Source organism: Streptomyces sp. ALB3, from assembly GCF_044385685.1.
Lineage (GTDB): Bacteria > Actinomycetota > Actinomycetes > Streptomycetales > Streptomycetaceae > Streptomyces.
Map to the genome: position 1 here is coordinate 22,440 of NZ_JBISCE010000044.1, position 18,005 is coordinate 40,444.

14 protein-coding genes and 1 riboswitch are annotated in these 18,005 nt (G+C 70.1%); of the genes, 3 read left to right on the top strand and 11 right to left on the bottom strand.

Annotated elements, in window-relative coordinates:
• From ACHFIV_RS28690 to ACHFIV_RS28700, 3 genes are all read right to left on the bottom strand, one after another.
• Entirely contained in the window at positions 1-918 is a 918-nt protein-coding gene (locus ACHFIV_RS28690; RefSeq protein WP_398975015.1) for an ABC transporter permease, read from the bottom strand.
• The gene (locus ACHFIV_RS28695; protein WP_398975018.1) at positions 915-1,910 is read right to left on the bottom strand and encodes an ABC transporter permease; all 996 of its coding nucleotides are present in this window, start codon (positions 1,908-1,910) and stop codon (positions 915-917) included. The genes ACHFIV_RS28690 and ACHFIV_RS28695 overlap by 4 nt, the downstream gene beginning before the upstream one ends.
• A gap of 87 nt (positions 1,911-1,997) precedes the next feature.
• On the bottom strand, positions 1,998-3,731 hold the full coding sequence (locus tag ACHFIV_RS28700; RefSeq protein WP_398975020.1) for an ABC transporter substrate-binding protein: 1,734 nt from the start codon (positions 3,729-3,731) through the stop codon (positions 1,998-2,000).
• Positions 3,732-3,955: 224 nt separating this feature from the next.
• Between ACHFIV_RS28700 and ACHFIV_RS28705 the strand changes: the two genes are divergently transcribed.
• The 3 genes from ACHFIV_RS28705 to ACHFIV_RS28715 all read left to right on the top strand — a co-directional run bounded on the left by ACHFIV_RS28705 (position 3,956) and on the right by ACHFIV_RS28715 (position 8,499).
• Positions 3,956-4,975: a LacI family DNA-binding transcriptional regulator gene (locus ACHFIV_RS28705; protein ID WP_398975024.1), complete on the top strand. Its 1,020-nt coding sequence runs from the start codon at positions 3,956-3,958 to the stop codon at positions 4,973-4,975.
• A gap of 171 nt (positions 4,976-5,146) precedes the next feature.
• The gene (locus tag ACHFIV_RS28710; protein ID WP_398975027.1) at positions 5,147-5,914 is read left to right on the top strand and encodes an ABC transporter ATP-binding protein; all 768 of its coding nucleotides are present in this window, start codon (positions 5,147-5,149) and stop codon (positions 5,912-5,914) included.
• 56 nt (positions 5,915-5,970) lie between these two features.
• Positions 5,971-8,499, top strand: coding sequence for an ABC transporter permease (locus tag ACHFIV_RS28715; RefSeq protein ID WP_398975031.1), 2,529 nt, complete (start codon positions 5,971-5,973; stop codon positions 8,497-8,499).
• Positions 8,500-8,575: 76 nt separating this feature from the next.
• On the opposite strand, the gene ACHFIV_RS28720 is transcribed toward ACHFIV_RS28715, so the two are convergent.
• The 8 genes from ACHFIV_RS28720 to ACHFIV_RS28755 all read right to left on the bottom strand — a co-directional run bounded on the left by ACHFIV_RS28720 (position 8,576) and on the right by ACHFIV_RS28755 (position 17,964).
• Positions 8,576-9,898, bottom strand: coding sequence for a class I SAM-dependent methyltransferase (locus ACHFIV_RS28720; RefSeq protein ID WP_398975034.1), 1,323 nt, complete (start codon positions 9,896-9,898; stop codon positions 8,576-8,578).
• A gap of 249 nt (positions 9,899-10,147) precedes the next feature.
• Positions 10,148-11,551: an NAD(P)/FAD-dependent oxidoreductase gene (locus tag ACHFIV_RS28725; RefSeq protein WP_398975037.1), complete on the bottom strand. Its 1,404-nt coding sequence runs from the start codon at positions 11,549-11,551 to the stop codon at positions 10,148-10,150.
• Positions 11,552-11,999: 448 nt separating this feature from the next.
• Complete coding sequence (locus ACHFIV_RS28730; RefSeq protein ID WP_398975038.1) at positions 12,000-12,941, bottom strand: Ppx/GppA phosphatase family protein; 942 nt, start codon at positions 12,939-12,941, stop codon at positions 12,000-12,002.
• Between the two features lie 34 nt (positions 12,942-12,975).
• Entirely contained in the window at positions 12,976-13,518 is a 543-nt protein-coding gene (locus ACHFIV_RS28735; RefSeq protein ID WP_398975518.1) for a DUF501 domain-containing protein, read from the bottom strand.
• A 102-nt stretch (positions 13,519-13,620) separates the two neighbouring features.
• Positions 13,621-14,091, bottom strand: a complete 471-nt coding sequence (locus tag ACHFIV_RS28740; protein WP_398975042.1) for a septum formation initiator family protein — start codon at positions 14,089-14,091, stop codon at positions 13,621-13,623.
• A 92-nt stretch (positions 14,092-14,183) separates the two neighbouring features.
• The gene (gene eno, locus ACHFIV_RS28745; RefSeq protein WP_356880541.1) at positions 14,184-15,470 is read right to left on the bottom strand and encodes a phosphopyruvate hydratase; all 1,287 of its coding nucleotides are present in this window, start codon (positions 15,468-15,470) and stop codon (positions 14,184-14,186) included.
• A gap of 330 nt (positions 15,471-15,800) precedes the next feature.
• Positions 15,801-16,493 (bottom strand): transglycosylase family protein, encoded by a 693-nt coding sequence (locus ACHFIV_RS28750; protein ID WP_398975044.1) that lies wholly within the window; start codon positions 16,491-16,493, stop codon positions 15,801-15,803.
• Positions 16,494-16,663, bottom strand: a riboswitch (cyclic di-AMP (ydaO/yuaA leader).
• A 290-nt stretch (positions 16,664-16,953) separates the two neighbouring features.
• On the bottom strand, positions 16,954-17,964 hold the full coding sequence (locus ACHFIV_RS28755) for a transglycosylase family protein (RefSeq protein WP_398975047.1): 1,011 nt from the start codon (positions 17,962-17,964) through the stop codon (positions 16,954-16,956).
• Between the last annotated feature and the right edge of the window lie 41 nt (positions 17,965-18,005).

Below are 18,005 nucleotides of genomic sequence, written 5' to 3' on the forward strand. Positions count from 1 at the left end.
TCAGGACTCCCTCAGCTTCGGGTTGAAGACCTCGTCGAGGCCCACGTTGGCGACGTAGAGCGCGCCGACGATCGCGGTGATCCCGGCACCCGGTGGGATGAACCACCACCACATGCCGAGCTGGAGCGCGCTCCACTGCTGGGCGCTCTGCAGCATCAGGCCGAGCGAGACGCCCTCGGTCGGGCCGAGCCCGATGAAGTCGAGCGACGAGGCGATGAGGATGGACCCGCCGAAGAGCAGGATGAACATCATGAAGAGGTACGAGCTCATGTTGGGCGCGATCTCGCGGAAGACGATCCGCCACGTGCCGCTCCCGCTGAGCCGCGCCAGGTCCACGAACTCCCGGGTGCGCAGCGAGAAGGTCTGCGCCCGGATGGCACGCGCCGCCCAGGGCCAGGAGGTGAGCCCGATGAACAGGCCCTGCACGGCCACACTGCGCACACCCAGGTAGGCGTTGATGATCAGCAGGACCGCGAGGGCGGGGAGCACCAGCACGATGTTGGTGAGCATGTTGAGGACCTCGTCGACGAGTCCGCCCCGGTAGCCGGCGAGGAAGCCGACGACCATGGCGATGGCGGCGGCGATCGCGCCTCCGACGACACCCACCAGGAACGTGGAGCGCAGCCCGTGCACGAACTGCGCGAAGACGTCCTGGCCGAAGGTCGTGGTGCCCATCCAGTACGTGCCGTCGGGCGCGGAGGCCTGGGGGCCGACGTACTCGTTCGGGTTTCCGTCGTCGAGCACCACCGGGCCGACGAGGCCGATGCCGAGCAGGATCACGACGAGGACCGCTCCGATGACCAGCTTGGGGTTGCGCACCGCGTAGTGCAGCCACTCGCTGCCGGGCTTCGCCGCCGGTGCGGACGGCGCCGCCGGTGCGGCGGCGGCCTCGGGTACCGGGTCGGGCAGCGTGCTCATGAGGTGCCTCCTGCCATGCCCGTGCGGGTGCGGGGGTCGACGACGACGTAGACGATGTCGATGAGGAAGTTGGCGATCAGCACGCCGATGACGATGAACAGGAACGCGCCCTGGAGCAGGAAGAAGTCCTGGTTCTGGATCGCGGCCAGGATCAGGGAACCGAGCCCCGGGTAGGCGAAGACGATCTCGGTGACGAGCGCCCCGGCGACCAGCACGCCCAGCTGGAGTGCCAGGCCGGTGACCTGGGGCAGGACGGCGTTGCGGAACGCGTAGCGGCGGATCAGGCGCTGGGGCGCGCCGAGGGCCGAGAGGTAGGAGGAGTAGTCGGACTCCAGCTCGTAGATGATCATGTTGCGCATGCCGATGGCCCAGCCGCCCAGTGCCACCAGGAAGAGCGAGAGGAAGGGCAGCACCCAGTGGTGCAGGGCGTCCAGCACGAAGGCGGCGCTCCAGCCGGGTGTGATGTCCAGGCTGTAGCCGCCCGATATGGGGAACCAGCCGGCGTTGGCGCCGAACGCCCAGGCGAGGATCACGGCGATCCACATGTACGGCATCGCGGTCAGCAGGTAGCCGACCGGCAGCACCGTGTTGTCCAGCACCTTGCGACGGGCCGACAGGGCGCCGATCCAGTTGCCGGCGAACCAGCTGAGCAGGACGGACGGGATCATCAGGCCGAGGGTGTACGGGAGCGCGTCGAGCAGGACGTCGCCGACGGGCGTGGGGAAGACGAAGATGGAGATGCCGAAGTCGCCCTGGAGGAGCGCGCCCCAGAAGTGGAGGTACTGCTGCCACAGGGGCTCGTCGAATCCGAACAGTTCGTTGTAGTAGGAGCGCATGGCCTCGGCGGCCTCGGGCTGCGAGACCCGGGCCCTGGCGACCATCGCCGCGACCGGGTCGCCGGGCATGAAGCGCGGGATCATCCAGTTGACGGTCACGGCGGCCACGAAGGTCAGTGCGTAGACGAGAAGTTTCCGGGCGAAGTAGCGGCGCAAGGGTGCTCCCCTGGTGGAGAGCCCCACCGTGCGCGCACGGTCAGGTGGCGCGCACGACGGGGCGGTCATGGAGTCAGAACTGCCGTGTCACTTGGCGGGCTTCAGCTGCGTGAGCGTCTCGAAGCCACCCATCTCCAGCCAGTTGCGCCACAGGGCCGGCGCCGTCTTCGGGGCTCCGGCGGCGTCCGACGGCCAGTTCTTCCAGGTCCCGGTGGTGGACTGCGACCAGAGGCCGTTGTACCAGAGCGGGATGATGGGCATCTCGGTCAGCTGGATGTCCTGGATCTTCGAGACGGCTGCCTTCATACCGGCCGTGTCGTCGGTCTTGACCCCGCCCAGCGCCTGCACCAGCTTCCAGGCCTCCTCGTTCTCGTAGCGCCCGAAGTTGACGGTGTTCTGCTGCTTCTGGACCGGCAGCTGGAACATGTAGTCGTAGTACGTCCACGGGGTGTTGGACAGCTGGCGCTCGTTGTTGATGACGAGGTCGAACTCACCCTTGCCGCGCTGCTCACCGAGGGCGTTCTGGTCAGGGAACTCGGTGCTGATCCGGATGCCCGCGTCCTTGGCGCCGGCGGCGATGACCTTGGCCGCCTCCATCCAGTCGGTCCAGCCGGAGGGCACGGCCAGCTTCAGGCTGAGGGCGGAGCCGTCCTTGTTCTCGACGAAGCCGTCGCCGTCCGTGTCCTTGTAACCGGCGCCCGCGAGCTCCTTCTTCGCCGCCGCAGCGTCGTGGGTGAAGCCCTTCTCCGCGATGAGCGCCTTGTCGTCGAACTGCTCCCACTGCGGCAGCAGACCGGTCGGCGAGGCGGGCTTGACCAGGTCGCCGTACACACCCTTGACGATCTTCCCGGTGTCGACGGACGCGGCGAGCGCGCGGCGGAAGGCGGCGTCGTCCATCGGCTTCCTGGTGGTGTTGGGCACCAGCCAGGCGGTGTTGGCCGACAGCATGTAGGGGGCCTCGTCGTAGTACGACACGGCCTTCCTGCTCTTGATCAACGAGGAGGCGCCGGGCAGGAAGTTGTTGCTGAGGTCCAGCTGGCCCTGACCCAGCTGGCCGATGACCACTTCGTTGCTCGGGTTGGAGACGTCGACGATGTAGCGCGGGGCCGGCGTCATGCTGAGGGCCTTGGTGCCCCACCAGTCGTCGCGCCGCTCCCACACGACCCGGTCCTGGCTCTTGCTCTTCAGCTTGTACGCCCCGGTGCCGACCGGCTTGTCGTTGACGCCGTTGAGCACGTCCTCGTCGGTGCGCGGACTCCAGAGGTGCTCGGGGACGATCGGCTGGCCGTAGAGGGTGTAGTCCCACTCCTGGTAGCGGGCCTCCTTGAAGGTGAAGCGGACCGTGGAGTCGTCCACCGCCTTCGCGTCGGACAGCCAGCTCCACAGCGAGTGGAAGGCGGACGCCTCGATCTTGCCGAGGCCGTAGGAGTACGCCACGTCCTTGGCGGTCAGCGGCTTCCCGTCCGCCCAGGTGATGCCCTGCCGCAGCTTCACCTCGTACGTCTTGTCGTCGGTCCAGCTGCCCGACTCCGCGAGCCAGGGCGTCAGTTCGCCCTCGTTCGGGTCGAAGTGGAACAGCGTCTCGTAGACCAGGCCCTTGGTGCCGGTCGCGTGGTCCCAGTTGCGCAGCGGGTTGTAGTTGGCCGGAGGCCCCCACTGGGTGCCGGTCGTGTAGAGCGTCTCGTTGCGCGGCAGCGAGCCGCCCTTGCCGACCGGGCCGCCGGCGCCGCCCGCCCCCGAGCCGCCTCCCGTGCAGGCGGTCGCGGCGAGCGTGAACACGGCGAGTGCGGTGGTGACCCGCAGCCGGGTACGCGTACCCATAGCCCCTCCTTTTCCCCGCGCCGTCCCTGCCGAGCGGAGTTACTGAACCGGGTAAGTGCCCGTGAAGGTATGGGTGCGCCGAAGCGGTGTCAAGGGAGAGGGAGCGCTCCCATCCACCTTTTTCCGGGCCTCCTCCAAGAGGTCTGGACCGCTCCGGGGAAGACAGAGGTCAGGGCCCTGCGGCTAGGATGCTGCCCGGACACGAACCGGTTAAGCGAGGTCGCATGCCCAAGCACCGCCCCACGATCGCCGACATCGCGCGACGCGCCGGGGTCTCGAAGGTCGCGGTGTCGTACGCCCTGAACGACCGCCCCGGCGTCTCCCCCGCGACCCGCGCCTCCATCAAGGCCATCGCCAAGGAGATCGGCTGGCGCCCCAACAGCGCCGCCCGGGCCCTCACCCACGCCCGGGCCGACACCGTCGGACTCGCGCTGTCCCGGCCCGCCAGGATGCTCGGGGCCGAACCCTTCTTCATGGAACTGATCAGCGGCATCGAGACCGAGCTCTCCGCACGCGGCTGCGCCCTGCTCCTCCAGGTCGTCACCGACCCCGCGCAGGAACTGGAGATGTACCGCCGCTGGTGGGGCGAGGGCCGGGTGGACGGGGTGTTCCTCGTCGATGTGCGCTCACCGGATCCGCGCATCGAGGGCATCACCGGGCTGGGCATGCCCGCCGTCGTGATCGGCCATCCCTCGGCGGCCGGCTCCCTCACCCCGGTGTGGTCGGACGACTCGGCGGCGCTGCGGGACACCCTGACGTATCTCGCCGCGCTCGGCCACCGCACCGTCGCCCGGGTCGCCGGGCTGCCCGAGCTGATCCACACCCAGCTGCGCGACCGCGCCCAGCGCGAGATCAGCGCGGAACTCGGCCTGGACGAACCGGTGGTGGTGCACACCGACTACTCCGGCGAGGAGGGCGCGCACGCCACGCGGCGGCTGATCAGCTCGGCCGGGCGGCCGACCGCCATCGTCTACGACAACGACATCATGGCCGTCGCCGGGCTCTCGGTCGCCCAGGAGATGGGTCTGGACGTCCCCGCCGACCTCTCGCTCGTCGCCTGGGACGACTCCCAGCTCTCCCGGGTCGTGCGCCCCTCGCTGACGGCGCTGAGCAGGGACATCCCCGCGTACGGCACTCATGCGGCCCGCACCCTGCTGGCGACGGTGGCCGACGGCTCGGCCCCCGGTTTCGAGGACGCGGCGGCCCGTCTGGTGCCTCGCGGATCCACCGCGCCGCCCCGCTGAGGAGGGTGCCGGACTCCGGGTCGGTCTCCTACCTCAGGACTACACGGCCCTCCGGTGGGTGCGACTCAAGAGGGCCCCGGGAACGGGCACGAGGGCTGACGACCCGGGACGGTACGGCGGCGACGATGGAGGGGTCCCCGCGAACCCGACGCCCGAACCTGGAGTACCCCTGTGACCACCACCACCGTCCACCGCACCACCGCGGTCGCCGCCCGCGCCACGGAGCTGTCGAAGGTCTACGGCCAGGGTGAGACCCAGGTCGTCGCCCTCGACCGGGTGACCGTGGACTTCCCGCAGGGGGAATTCACCGCGATCATGGGCCCCTCGGGTTCCGGCAAGTCCACCCTGATGCACTGTGTGGCCGGTCTGGACAGCTTCAGCAGCGGTTCCGTGCGCATCGGCGAGACCGAGCTGGGTTCGCTGAAGGACAAGCAGCTCACCCAGCTGCGCCGGGACAAGATCGGCTTCATCTTCCAGGCCTTCAACCTGCTGCCCACGCTGACCGCCCTGGAGAACATCACCCTCCCGATGGACATCGCCGGCCGCAAGCCCGACGCCGCCTGGCTCCAGAGGGTCATCGACATGGTGGGCCTCTCCGAGCGGCTGAAGCACCGCCCCACGGAGCTCTCCGGCGGCCAGCAGCAGCGCGTCGCGGTGGCACGCGCCCTGGCCTCGCAGCCGGAGATCATCTTCGGTGACGAGCCGACCGGCAACCTCGACTCCCGCTCCGGCGCCGAGGTCCTGGGCTTCCTCCGCAACTCCGTGCGCGAGCTCGGCCAGACCGTGGTGATGGTGACCCACGACCCGGTGGCCGCCTCCTACGCGGACCGAGTGATCTTCCTGGCCGACGGGGCGGTCGTCGACCAGATGATCAGCCCCACCGCGGACGGTGTCCTCGACCGGATGAAGGCGTTCGACGCGAAGGGCCGTACCAGCTGACACGACGGCTGTCCGCCCCTCCCCTCCGCACACCGAACTCCCCCAGGAATCGACACATGTTCCGAACCGCCGTGCGCAACGTCCTCGCGCACAAGGCCAGGCTGCTGATGACCGTGCTCGCCGTGATGCTCGGCGTCGCCTTCGTCTCGGGCACCCTGGTCTTCACCGACACCCTCGGCAACGCCTTCCGCAACCAGTCCGCCAAGAGCTACGACGACGTCGCCGTCGCCGTCACCACCTGGGCCGAACGCGGTGACAAGGAGACCGCCGCCGTCGACGAGGCCACACTGAAGAAGATCCAGGCCCTCGACGGCGTGGCGGAGGCCACCGGCCGGGTCTCCGGGTTCGCCGGTGTGGCCGATCCCGACGGCAAGCTCATCGGCAACGGCTGGTCCAACACCGGTTCCAACTACTCCCCCGGGACCGACGGCAAGGACGAGCAGTACACGTTCACCGAGGGCACGGGGCCGGCGAAGGCCGGCCAGATCGCCCTCGACGAGGCCACGGCGGACAAGGGCGAGTACCGCGTGGGCGCCCCCGTGCGGGTCGCCACGAACGGGCCGGTGAAGGAGTACACCCTCTCGGGTGTCTTCACCACCGAGGACGGCGCCGTGAACGCCGGCGGCAGCCTGGTCCTCTTCGACACCGACGTCGCCCAGCAGCTCTACCTGCGGCCCGGCCAGTTCAGCGACGTCACCGTGACCGCGGCGGCCGGGGCGTCCGACCAGCGGCTGCTGGAGGCGGTGAAGCCCCTCCTTCCCGAGAACGCGGAGGCCAAGACCGGCGCGGCCCTCGCGGACGAGGAGGCCGAGATGACCGAGTCCGGCCTCAAGAGCCTCAACTCGATGCTGCTGGCCTTCGCGGCCATCGCGCTCTTCGTCGGTGTGTTCCTGATCGCCAACACGTTCACCATGCTCATCGCCCAGCGCACCAAGGAGCTCGCCCTGATGCGGGCCGTCGGCGCCTCCCGCCGCCAGGTCAAGCGGGCCATCCTGCTCGAAGCCGGTGTGGTCGGTCTGATCGCGTCGGTGACCGGTTTCCTGCTCGGCGTCGGCCTCGCCACGGGGCTGCGCTCCGCGATGGGCATGTTCGGTGGGAAGATCCCCGCCGGCCCGCTGGTCGTCTCCCCCACGGCGGTCGCCGCCGCGTTCGCCGTGGGCGTGCTGATCACCGTGTTCGCCGCCTGGCTCCCCGCCCGTCGTGCCGCCAAGATCCCGCCCGTGGCGGCGATGGGCAGCGTGCACGCGGTGGCCACCACGAAGTCCCTGGTCGTGCGGAACTCCATCGGCGGGGTGCTCACGCTCCTCGGCTCGGCCGTGATCGTCGCCGGAGCCGCCCAGGGCGACGAGAACGGCCGGTGGCTCATCGGCGGCGGGGCGTTCCTCACCCTCATCGGTGTCATCGTGCTCATCCCGCTGCTCTCGCGGCCGGTGATCGCCCTGGCACGACCGCTGCTGCGGAGGCTCTTCGGGGTGTCCGGCAAGCTGGCCGCGCAGAACGCGGTCCGCAACCCGCGCCGTACCGGAGCCACCGCCTCCGCCCTGGCGATCGGGCTCACCCTGGTCACCGGCATCTCCGTGCTCGGCGTCACGCTCGGCCAGGCCATCGACAAGATGACGACGGACAACATCCGGGCCGACTACATGGTGTCGATGGCCAGCGGGGACTCCCTGGACGCGTCGGCTCTCGACGCCCTCCGCAAGGCCGACGGCGTCTCCGCGGCCACCCCCCAGAGGGCCGTCTGGCTCACCGCCGGCAAGGGGGGCGTCTCCGCCTCCGGGGTCACTCCGGGCGACGTCGAGAAGGTCTTCAACCTGAAGGTCGTCTCCGGATCACTCTCCTCGCTGAAGGACGGCGCGATCGCCGTCGACCGCGAGACCGCGAAGTCGCACGGCTGGAAGACCGGCGACAGTGTGCCCGTGACGTTCGACGACGAGAAGAAGGAGACCCTGAAGGTCGGTGCCCTCTACGAGGGCAACGAGTTCCTCTCCCCGGTCCTGATCCCCGAGGACGTCGTCGACCCGCACGAGAGCGTCGCCGACATCCGTGAGGTCTGGCTGACCATGGACGGCGGACAGAGCGCCGCCAACGAGAAGGCCGTGGTCGACGCGCTCGGCGACAACCCGGCGATGAGCGTCATGGACCGCCAGGGCATCAGGGACATGTTCGGCGGGTTCATCAACACGGCGCTGAACATCATGTACGCGCTGCTGGCGATGGCCCTGGTCATCGCGGTCCTCGGAGTCGTCAACACGCTGGCCATGTCGGTCTTCGAACGTCAGCAGGAGATCGGCATGCTGCGGGCGATCGGTCTGGACCGGCGCAGGGTCAAGCGGATGATCCGGCTGGAGGCCGTCGTCATCTCGCTCTTCGGAGCGGTGGTCGGCGTGGGCCTCGGCACGTTCCTCGGCTGGGCCATCGGGAAGAGCGTTTCGGCCTCCATCCCGGGCTACGCCCTGGTCATCCCCTGGGACCGGCTCGCGCTCTTCCTGGTCCTCGCGGGCCTCGTGGGCGTCCTGGCGTCGCTCTGGCCGGCCCGCAGCGGCGCGAAGCTGAACATGCTCACCGCGATCAAGACGGAGTAGGCGGGAGGCGGAAGGGGCGGTACCCGCGCGCGGGTACCGCCCCTTCCGTCTTTCCGGGGCAGCTCTTCCGTCCGGGTCAGGTCGTCGTCGCGGGCCGGCTGTCCGGCGACGCCGTCCAGTCACGGGCCCGCAGTGGCATGCCCACGCCGCCACCCTCCCCCGGGCGCACCGCGAGGATCTGGTTGACGCCGATCTTGTTGTGCTCGAAGGAGAGCGCGGAGGCGGCCATGTAGAGCCGCCACACCCTGGCACGGCCGGGCGAGGTGGCCCGGACCGCCTCCTGCCAGTGCTTCTCCAGGTTGGCCACCCACTGACGCAGGGTCAGCGCGTAGTGCTCGCGGATCGCCTCGACGTCCCGGGCCTCGAAACCGGCCTCCTCCAGGGTGGCGACGGTACGGCCCACCGGGGCCAGTTCGCCGTCGGGGAAGACGTAGGCGTCGATGAACTCGTCGACGTGGTACGCCGCCTCGTCCCTCTCGGGGCGGCGGGCGATCTGGTGGTTGAGCAGCCTGCCGCCGGGTCTGAGCAGCGCGTAGAGGTCGTCGGCGTACTCACGGAAGCGGACCGAGCCCACGTGCTCGGCCATGCCGATCGAGGAGATCGCGTCGTACGGGCCGTCCCTGACGTCCCGGTAGTCCTGGACCCGGATCTCGATCCGGTCGGTGAGCCCCTCCTCGGCGATTCGCTTGCGGGCGAAGGCGGCCTGCTCGGTGGAGAGGGTCACTCCGGTGACCCGTGCTCCGTACTCACGGGCGGCGTGGACGGCCATGGAGCCCCAGCCGCAGCCGACGTCGAGGAGACGGTCGTCCTGCTGGAGCGCGAGCTTGCGGCAGACGAGGTCGAGCTTGTCGCGCTGGGCCTCCTCGAGTGTGCCGCCCTCCTGCCAGTAGGCGCAGGAGTAGACCATGGAGGGCCCGAGGACCATCGAGTAGAAGTCGTTGCCCACGTCGTAGTGGTGGCTGATGGCCTCCTTGTCACGGCGCCTGGTGTGCAGCGGGCCGGTGCGGCGGCGGACCTCCTCGGCCGGCGGGGGAGGCGGCGGCCAGGGTCCGGCCACCTGGACGAGTCCGCGGGCGAACGCCCGGACCTTCGGGTCGCGGACGGGGTGGACGGTGTCCTTGGCGTCTGCGCCGCGCTCCCAGAGCAGCCCGGCCAGGGCGTCCAGGGCGGCGTACAGGTCCCCGTCGACGTCGATCTCCCCGGCCACCCAGGCACGTGCCAGGCCGAGTTCGCCCGGCTTCCAGAGCAGTCGGCGCAGGGCACGGCGGTGGCGAAGGACGAGGGCGGGGGCGCCCGGGGGCCCTGACTCACTGCCGTCCCAGGCCCGGATCCGGACCGGCAGGGGCTCTCCCAGCAACTCTTCGGCAAGAGCGGTCAGCCGCGACGCGGCGTCGGCCATGGTGCACACCTCCGTGGTGGTGTTTCCGAACGTGCCTAAATTCGCATATACGCACCCGAACCGGGCCGCGACACCTCGGGGCCGCAGCGAGGTACACCAGCCTCAACGCGACACGGCACCCGCGCCATCCCGCCGCCGGGCAACGGAACGGCAAAATAGCTGTAGCTACCACCTACTGCTGGCCGGGGAACGCCGAAGGGGCCGTCCGCACCACGGATGGCGGACGACCCCTTCGGTGACGTACGGGCGCTAGGAGGCCTTGGCCTTCTCGCCGGCCTTGCTCTTGTCGCCCTCGGCCTTGGCCGCGACGGGCGCGGGGCTCGGCTTGGCGGCCTCGTAGAACTCCTCGCGCGGAGTCTCCATGGCGCCGAGCGAGACGACCTCGCGCTTCAGGAACATCGCCAGCGTCCAGTCGGCGAAGATCCGGATCTTACGGTTCCACGTCGGCATGGCCATGCCGTGGTAGCCGCGGTGCATGTACCAGGCGAGACGGCCCTTGAGCTTGATCTTCACCTTGCCCACGACGATCATCGCGACGCCCTTGTGCAGCCCCAGACCGGCGACCGCACCCTTGTTGGCGTGGCTGTACTCCTTCTGCGGGAAGCCCCGCATGCCGGAGATGACGTTGTCACCGAGGACCTTGGCCTGACGCAGCGCGTGCTGGGCGTTCGGGGGGCACCAGGCGTTCGGGTTGCCCGCCCGGCGGCCGACCATGTCGGGCACCTGCGCGTTGTCGCCGGCGGCCCAGATGTAGTCGGTGCCCTGCACCTGGAGCTTCTCGGAGGTGTCCACGTGACCACGCGGGCCGAGCGGCAGGCCGAAGCGGGCCAGCGCCGGGTTCGGCTTCACGCCGGCCGTCCAGACGATCGTGCTGGAGTCGACCTCGAGGCCGTTCTTCAGCACCACGTGACCGTCCACGCAGGAGTCCATCGAGGTCGAGAGGTAGACCTCGACGCCACGGCTCTCCAGGTGCTCCTTGCCGTACGCGCCCAGCTTCGGGCCGACCTCGGGAAGGATCTTGTCGGCGGCGTCGACCAGGATGAAGCGCATGTCCTCGCGCTTCACGCTCGTGTAGTACTTGGCCGCGTCGCGCGCCATGTCCTCGACCTCGCCGATGGTCTCCGCGCCGGCGAAGCCGCCACCCACGAAGACGAACGTCAGCGCCTTGCGGCGGACGTCCTCATCGGTCGTCGAGTCGGCCTTGTCCAGCTGCTCGAGGACGTGGTTGCGCAGACCGATGGACTCCTCGATGCCCTTCATGCCGATGCCCTGCTCGGCGAGGCCGGGGATCGGGAAGGTGCGGGAGACCGCGCCCATCGCGATGACCAGGTAGTCGAAGGGCAGCTCGTAGGCCTCGCCGACGAGCGGCGCGACCGTGGCGACCTTGCGGTCCTGATCGATGGTCGTGACACGGCCGGTGAGAACCTCTGCCTTGGGCAGCACGCGTCGCAGCGGGACGACGACATGCCGAGGCGAGATGCTGCCGGCAGCAGCTTCGGGGAGGAAGGGCTGGTACGTCATGTACGAGCGCGGGTCGACGACCGTGACGGTCGCCTCTCCATACCGCATCTTCTTCAGAATGCGACGAGCTGCGTACAGGCCTACGTACCCACCGCCTACAACGAGGATCCTGGGACGCTCCGTGGTGCTCATGCCATCGAGTATCCACCCCCCTCGGGGGGGCTGCTCGTGAGCCCCTTCACAAGGTATGCGCCACCCTCTGCTACACTTCGCCGCCCACGTGACCCAGGTCATGGTGCGGGCCGGGAACCACGACGCTCCGGCGAACGTTGTTCACCGCTTGTGAGCTGGCCCTTGAGCCGCCCGGCGAGGCGCACCACCCATCGGCGACACCCTCCCGCCACACCCGCGAAACCTGCCTGCCCCCACGCCGTGCGGGCCGCCGGGCCGCCCGCACGGCCCCCAGGGGGAAGAACTTCGCCCGGCGGGGCCGAATTCCTTGTGAAGAAGTTCACGAAGTTTCCCGCAGCACTACGCGAAAGGCCTCTCCGGAGGGGTCCGGAGAGGCCTTCGCGAGCTCAAAGGTGCAGGCGGGGAAGCGTTTGAGCGCCATCTCACCGCGCCCTTCGCCGGGCTGTGATCAGGCTGCCGACCAGGCGATCCCGTCGAGGATGTCGTGTTCACTGACGACGACCTCGCGGGCGCCGGTCCGCTCCATCACCGCGAGCAGGACGAGCGCCCCCGAGGTGATCACGTCGACCCGGCCCGGATGCATCGCGGGGATCGCCGCGCGCTCCGCGTGCGTCGAGGCGAGCAGCCGGCCGGTGATCTCCCGGACCTGCGAGAGGGAGACCCTGGAGTGATGGATCGCCTCGGAGTCGTACTCCTGGAGTCCGAGCGCCATGGCGGCGACCGTGGTGACCGTCCCGGCCAGGCCGACGAGCGTCGCCGCCGAGGAGAGCGGGACCGTCTCCTCGGCCAGGTCCAGCGCGGCGTCGACGTCCGACCGGATCGCGGCGACCCGGTCGGGCGTCGGCGGGTCCACCACCACTCCGTCCACGACCAGGTGACGCTCGGTCATCCGTACGCAGCCGATGTCCACCGACCGGGCGGCCCGGACGCCGTCGTCACCCACGACGAACTCGGTGGAGCCGCCGCCGATGTCCACGACGAGGTACGGCTTCTCCAGGTGGTCGCTGCCCACGAGTTCCTTCGTGGCGCCGTCGAAGGACAGCTGCGCCTCCTGGTCGCCCGTGACGACCTCGGGCTCGACACCCAGGATGTCCAGGACGCCCCGGACGAACGTGTCGCTGTTCTCCGCGTCACGGGAGGCCGACGTGGCGACGAACCGGATCCGCTCGGCGCCGAGCTCCTTGATCACATCCGCGTACTCACGGCAGGCGTCGAAGGTGCGCTCGAGTGCCTCGGGGGCCAGCCGGCCGGTCCGGTCGACACCCTGGCCGAGCCGGACGATCCGCATCCGGCGGTCGAGTTCGGTGAACTGCCCGCCGGCGGGGTCCACGTCCGCGACGAGCAGGCGGATCGAATTGGTACCGCAGTCGATGGCGGCAACGCGGGTCATGGGGCTCCTGTGGTCGTACGGGTGGCGAACGGGGTCAGGACGCGTCGGAGCCGGCGTCGGAGCCGCACGGCGTGACGCAGGGACCCTTCGCCCACCACTGCGGCAGCATCGCGATCGCCTCGTCGCCCAGCGGGTTCACTCCGGGACCCGCCGCCAGCGAGTGGCCGACCAGGACGTGCAGGCACTTCACCCGGTCCGGCATGCCGCCCGCGCTCGGGAAGCCCTCCAGGACCTCGATGGCGTCGCGCCGAGCGAGGTAGTCCTCGTGCGCGGCACGGTAGGCGGCGGCCAGCTCCGGGTCCGTCGTGAGCCGCTCGGTCATCTCCTTCATGACCCCGTTGGCCTCCAGCGTGCCGATCGCGGACGCGGCACGCGGACAGGTCAGGTAGTACGTCGTCGGGAACGGCGTGCCGTCCTCCAGACGGGGCTGTGTCTCGACCACGTCGGGGTTGCCGCACGGGCAGCGGTGCGCGATGGCGCGCAGACCGCGCGGCGGCCGGCCGAGCTGGAGCTCGAACGCGGCGATGTCCGCATCGGTGGGCGTGGTGGATTCGGTCTGCGGAGGGGGCGTGTCCATGCCTGCCTTGGATGTCATCGGTCGGACTGTGGGAAGCGGTACGGGAAGAGGATCCGGTGCGGAGCGGACGGCGCGGTCACGGGGCCCGGCGCGAGGCCGCGGTCACTCGCGGTCCGCGCTGTCGACGCCGTCCCAGAGGTTCGAGTGCCAGGGGCGTCCCGTCGCCCCCGGCTCACCCCGGCGCACCTCGGCCGCGTCCGGGTCGACCACCGTGAAAGCGGTCTCGCCGGGCAGCACGTAGTGGAGGTGCTGACGCGCGAGACGACGGATGTACGCGTCGTCCTTGAGCCGCGCCTTCTCGTCGCGCAGCTCCTCCGTACGCTGCCGGGCCTCCTGCGACAGCCTCTCCTGCTCCGCGATCTGGTCGCGCTGGGAGATGTACTGCCGCATGGGATACGCGAGGGCGACCACCAGGGAGCAGACGATCAGCGCGAGGAACGCGGCCCGGCCGGTGAGCCGGGAGCGGCGGGCCTGGCGGCGGCTCTGCGACCGGTAGACGCGGGCCGCCGTCTGCTCGCCGAGCAGTCGCAGCCTGGTCGCGGTGGAGAACCGGTCGCGGTCCTTCCCGGCCATGTCTCACGCCTCCCCTTACGCACGTCCGTCCCCGCACACGGTACGGGACCGGATGCGGGGACGGACGGAGGCTGTGCTCCGGAGCGGGGCTGTCAGCCCTCGAAGCGGAACCGCGGGAACGCCGAACGCCCGGCGTAGACCGCGGCGTCGTCGAGGATCTCCTCGATGCGCAGCAGCTGGTTGTACTTGGCGACGCGGTCCGAGCGGGCCGGGGCGCCGGTCTTGATCTGGCCGCAGTTCACGGCGACGGCGAGGTCGGCGATGGTGACGTCCTCGGTCTCACCGGAGCGGTGGGACATCATGCACTTGAAGCCGTTGCGCTGGGCCAGCTCGACGGCGTCCAGGGTCTCGGTCAGCGAACCGATCTGGTTGACCTTGACGAGCAGGGCGTTGGCCGAGCCCTCCTCGATGCCGCGGGCGAGGCGCTCGGGGTTGGTGACGAACAGGTCGTCACCGACGATCTGCACCTTGGAGCCGAGCTTGTCGGTGATGACCTTCCAGCCGGCCCAGTCGTCCTCGTACAGCGGGTCCTCGATGGAGACCAGCGGGTACGCGGAGACGAGCTCCTCGTAGTACTCGGTCATCTCGGCGGCCGAGCGGGACTTGCCCTCGAACTCGTAGACGCCGTCCTTGTAGAACTCGGACGCGGCGACGTCGAGCGCGAGCGCGATGTCGCGGCCCGGGACGTAGCCGGCCTCCTTGACGGCCTCGATGATGAGGTCGAGGGCGGCGCGGTTGGACTCGAGGTTGGGGGCGAAGCCGCCCTCGTCGCCGAGACCGGTGGACAGGCCCTTGGTCTTGAGGACCTTCTTCAGCGTGTGGTAGATCTCCGCGCCCCAGCGAAGGGCCTCGGAGAAGGACTCGGCGCCGATCGGCGCGATCATGAACTCCTGGATGTCCACGTTGGAGTCGGCGTGCGAGCCGCCGTTCAGGATGTTCATCATCGGAACGGGCAGCAGGTGCGCGTTCGGGCCGCCGAGGTAGCGGAAGAGCGGGAGGTCGGAGGCCTCCGACGCGGCGTGCGCCACGGCGAGCGAGACACCGAGGATGGCGTTCGCACCGAGGGAGCCCTTGTTCTCGGTCGCGTCCAGGTCGAACATCGCCTGGTCGATGAGGCGCTGCTCGGTGGCGTCGTAACCGACGAGCTCCGGGCCGATCTGCTCGATCACGGCGAGGACGGCCTTCTCGACGCCCTTGCCCTGGTAGCGGTTGGGGTCACCGTCGCGAAGCTCGATGGCCTCGAACGCACCGGTGGAGGCGCCGGACGGAACAGCAGCACGTCCCGTGCTGCCGTCGTCGAGGCCAACCTCGACCTCGACCGTGGGGTTGCCCCGGGAGTCGAGGATTTCCCTGGCTACGACGACGTCGATGGACGGCACGAGGCATCTCCTTCTGGGATCTGACACTGGTTGTGCAGGGTCACTGTGGCCTTGCGCCACGAGCCTAACCGGCCCGGCCCGCTCCGTCGGCCGTCCGCCCGTCCCGTGGGACGAAAAAGGACTCAAGGACCCACATTCCGGGCAAAGCTCCAGAATTCTACTGGCAAGTAACCACAACAATTGAACGCTCGCGCCTCGGTGGGCCCACCGAGGCGCGCCGCCCGGCGGGTGCCGGACACGGCTCCGGCCCGGCGCGCGGGGGGTCGGCGCGCCGGGCCGGAACTCCGGAGCGGTGCCACGGGGCGGAGGAGGACCCCGGGCCGCTTCCGGCTACTTCAGGTGGAGCTGCTGGCCCGGGAAGATCAGGTCGGCCTTGTCGACGATGTCGTCGTTCAGGTCGAACAGCTTCTCCCAGCCGCCCTTGACCTTCTCCGCGTCGGCGATCTTGCTGAGCGTGTCGCCGGCCTTCACCTTGTACTCGCCGTCACCCTTCTCGACCTTCTCCCCGGTCGGGGTGGTGACGGTCTTCTCGGGGGCGGTCCGCTTCTCGCTGCGCGTGGTGGGCTGCTCGGCCTTGCGCTCCGGCGCGGCCTCCGGCGCGGTGTCGCCGTTCTTCCCGGAGCCGGTGTCGACACCCGGGTCCACACCGTCGTCCGTCAGGCCGCCGGCACCCGCGCAGGCCCAGGCACCGGGACCCTGGAGGTCGAGGAGCTTCTCGGCCGCGGCTATCTGCTGGCCCTTGGTGGCCAGGTCGGCACGGGAGGCGTACTGCGTGCCACCGGCCGCCGCCCAGCTGGACTGCGAGAACTGCAGGCCGCCGTAGTACCCGTTGCCGGTGTTGATGGACCAGTTGCCACCGGACTCGCACTGGGCGACGGCGTCCCAGGTCTCGACGGAGGCGGCGGAAGCGCCCGTCGCACCCATGAGCGGCACGGCGACGGCGGCACCGGTGACACCGGCCAGGGTCGCGATACGAACGGCCTTGGACGGGCGACGGTGCTTGCCCTTGCTGGAAAGCAGCATGGTTCTCCTCACCGACGCCTACGAGGTGAGCTGTCGGGTTCGGGCTGTGAGTCGCCCGGCCGTCCGCGATCACGGACGCCTTCACCCCTAGCCGCTCCCGGTCCGTCGTCCGACGGCCGGGTCCGGCACTTACCTGGGTCCCCCGCTCCTGCCTACGGCGCTTTACGCGTCGGTCCCCTTCGGCCGACGGCAGGATTCGGCGTGACGGTCGAAGGTGCCCGCGGTGCGAGCGGCTCCGACCGTAATCACACCCAACCCCCACATTCAAAGATGGACATAACGGTTGATCAGTCCCTAATGACCCAGCACGGAGCGTGGTTTTCGCAGGTCGGAGCCAATGCGGACGGACCGGACGGGCAGAGCGCCCCAGTTGAAGCAAAGAGACCCATGTCTCACTTACGCATAAGTGGACATAGGCCTCTGAACTGCCCCCCGTTTCGGGGTGTTTTCCCGCTTCGGGTCAGTTGGCGCCGGCGGTCTCCGGCTGCCCCTCGGGCTGCGCCTGCGACTGCTCCTCGGACTGCGCCTTCGACGTGTCGGCCGCGAGGCCGAGGTCCAGGTTCTGGCCGGGAAGGATCAGGTCGGGGTCGGAGCCCAGCTCGTCCTTGTTGGCCTCGTAGAGCGTGGTCCAGCCACCGGGGAGTTCCTGCGCGTCGGCGATCGCCCAGAGGTTGTCGCCCTCGCGGACGGTGTACGTCCCGTCCGCGCCCTGGCGCCCCCCGGAGTCGCCGCGCGAGGCGTGGCGGCCGGACTCGCGCCCGTCACCCGGCTCCGCCTCCGCGCTCGCCTCGGGGGCCGGTGTACCGCGGTGCTTCCCGCCCTTCGCGCCGTCGTCCTTCGACGCACCGGGCGTCCCGGAGGCTTCGGGGGACGGGGTGGCGGACGGCGACGCGCCGCTCCCGCTCGCCTCGTCCTCCCGGTCCGCCGCGCCGGCGGGCGCCTTCCCGTCCGCCTCGTCCTTCGCGGCGGAGTCGTCCGCCCCGTCCGGCGCGCCGGCGGCGTCCGTCGCTTCGGAGGAGGGGGTTTCGGACGGGGTCGCGGTGTCCGAGGGCTCGGCGGACGGCTCGCCGCCCGGGTCGACGCCGGGCAGCCCCTCGTCCAGGGCGAGCCCGGAGATCACGGAGCAGCTGACCCACGCCTGGGGGCCCTTGGCGTCCAGCAGCTTCTCCGCCACCGCGATCTGCTGCGAGCGGCTCGCGAGGTCCGCCCGCGGCGCGTAGGCCGTGCCGCCGTACGCCGACCACGTCTCCTGCGAGAACTGCAGTCCGCCGTAGTAGCCGTTGCCGAGGTCGGCACTCCACATGCCGCCGCTCTCGCATTCGGCGACCCGGTCCCAGGTCGACGCGTCGGCGGCTTGCGCGCCGCCCGCACCGAGCAGCGGGATGGCGATGGCCGATCCCGTGACGCCTGCGGCGACGACGATGGCGGGTGCCTGGCGAGGGCGACGGTGTCTGCCGGTCGCGGAGCCCATGGGATTGCCTTCCGTGTGACTGACATGTGACGGGTGAGTCG

Coding starts and splice junctions, on each gene's coding strand:
- ACHFIV_RS28715 (WP_398975031.1), top strand. CDS start 5,971: ATGTTCCGAACCGCCGTGCGCAACGTCCTCGCGCACAAGGCCAGGCTG.
- ACHFIV_RS28740 (WP_398975042.1), bottom strand. CDS start 14,091: ATGGCCGGGAAGGACCGCGACCGGTTCTCCACCGCGACCAGGCTGCGA.
- ACHFIV_RS28755 (WP_398975047.1), bottom strand. CDS start 17,964: ATGGGCTCCGCGACCGGCAGACACCGTCGCCCTCGCCAGGCACCCGCC.
- ACHFIV_RS28705 (WP_398975024.1), top strand. CDS start 3,956: ATGCCCAAGCACCGCCCCACGATCGCCGACATCGCGCGACGCGCCGGG.
- ACHFIV_RS28700 (WP_398975020.1), bottom strand. CDS start 3,731: ATGGGTACGCGTACCCGGCTGCGGGTCACCACCGCACTCGCCGTGTTC.
- ACHFIV_RS28725 (WP_398975037.1), bottom strand. CDS start 11,551: ATGAGCACCACGGAGCGTCCCAGGATCCTCGTTGTAGGCGGTGGGTAC.
- ACHFIV_RS28750 (WP_398975044.1), bottom strand. CDS start 16,493: ATGCTGCTTTCCAGCAAGGGCAAGCACCGTCGCCCGTCCAAGGCCGTT.
- ACHFIV_RS28720 (WP_398975034.1), bottom strand. CDS start 9,898: ATGGCCGACGCCGCGTCGCGGCTGACCGCTCTTGCCGAAGAGTTGCTG.
- ACHFIV_RS28730 (WP_398975038.1), bottom strand. CDS start 12,941: ATGACCCGCGTTGCCGCCATCGACTGCGGTACCAATTCGATCCGCCTG.
- ACHFIV_RS28690 (WP_398975015.1), bottom strand. CDS start 918: ATGAGCACGCTGCCCGACCCGGTACCCGAGGCCGCCGCCGCACCGGCG.
- ACHFIV_RS28735 (WP_398975518.1), bottom strand. CDS start 13,518: ATGGACACGCCCCCTCCGCAGACCGAATCCACCACGCCCACCGATGCG.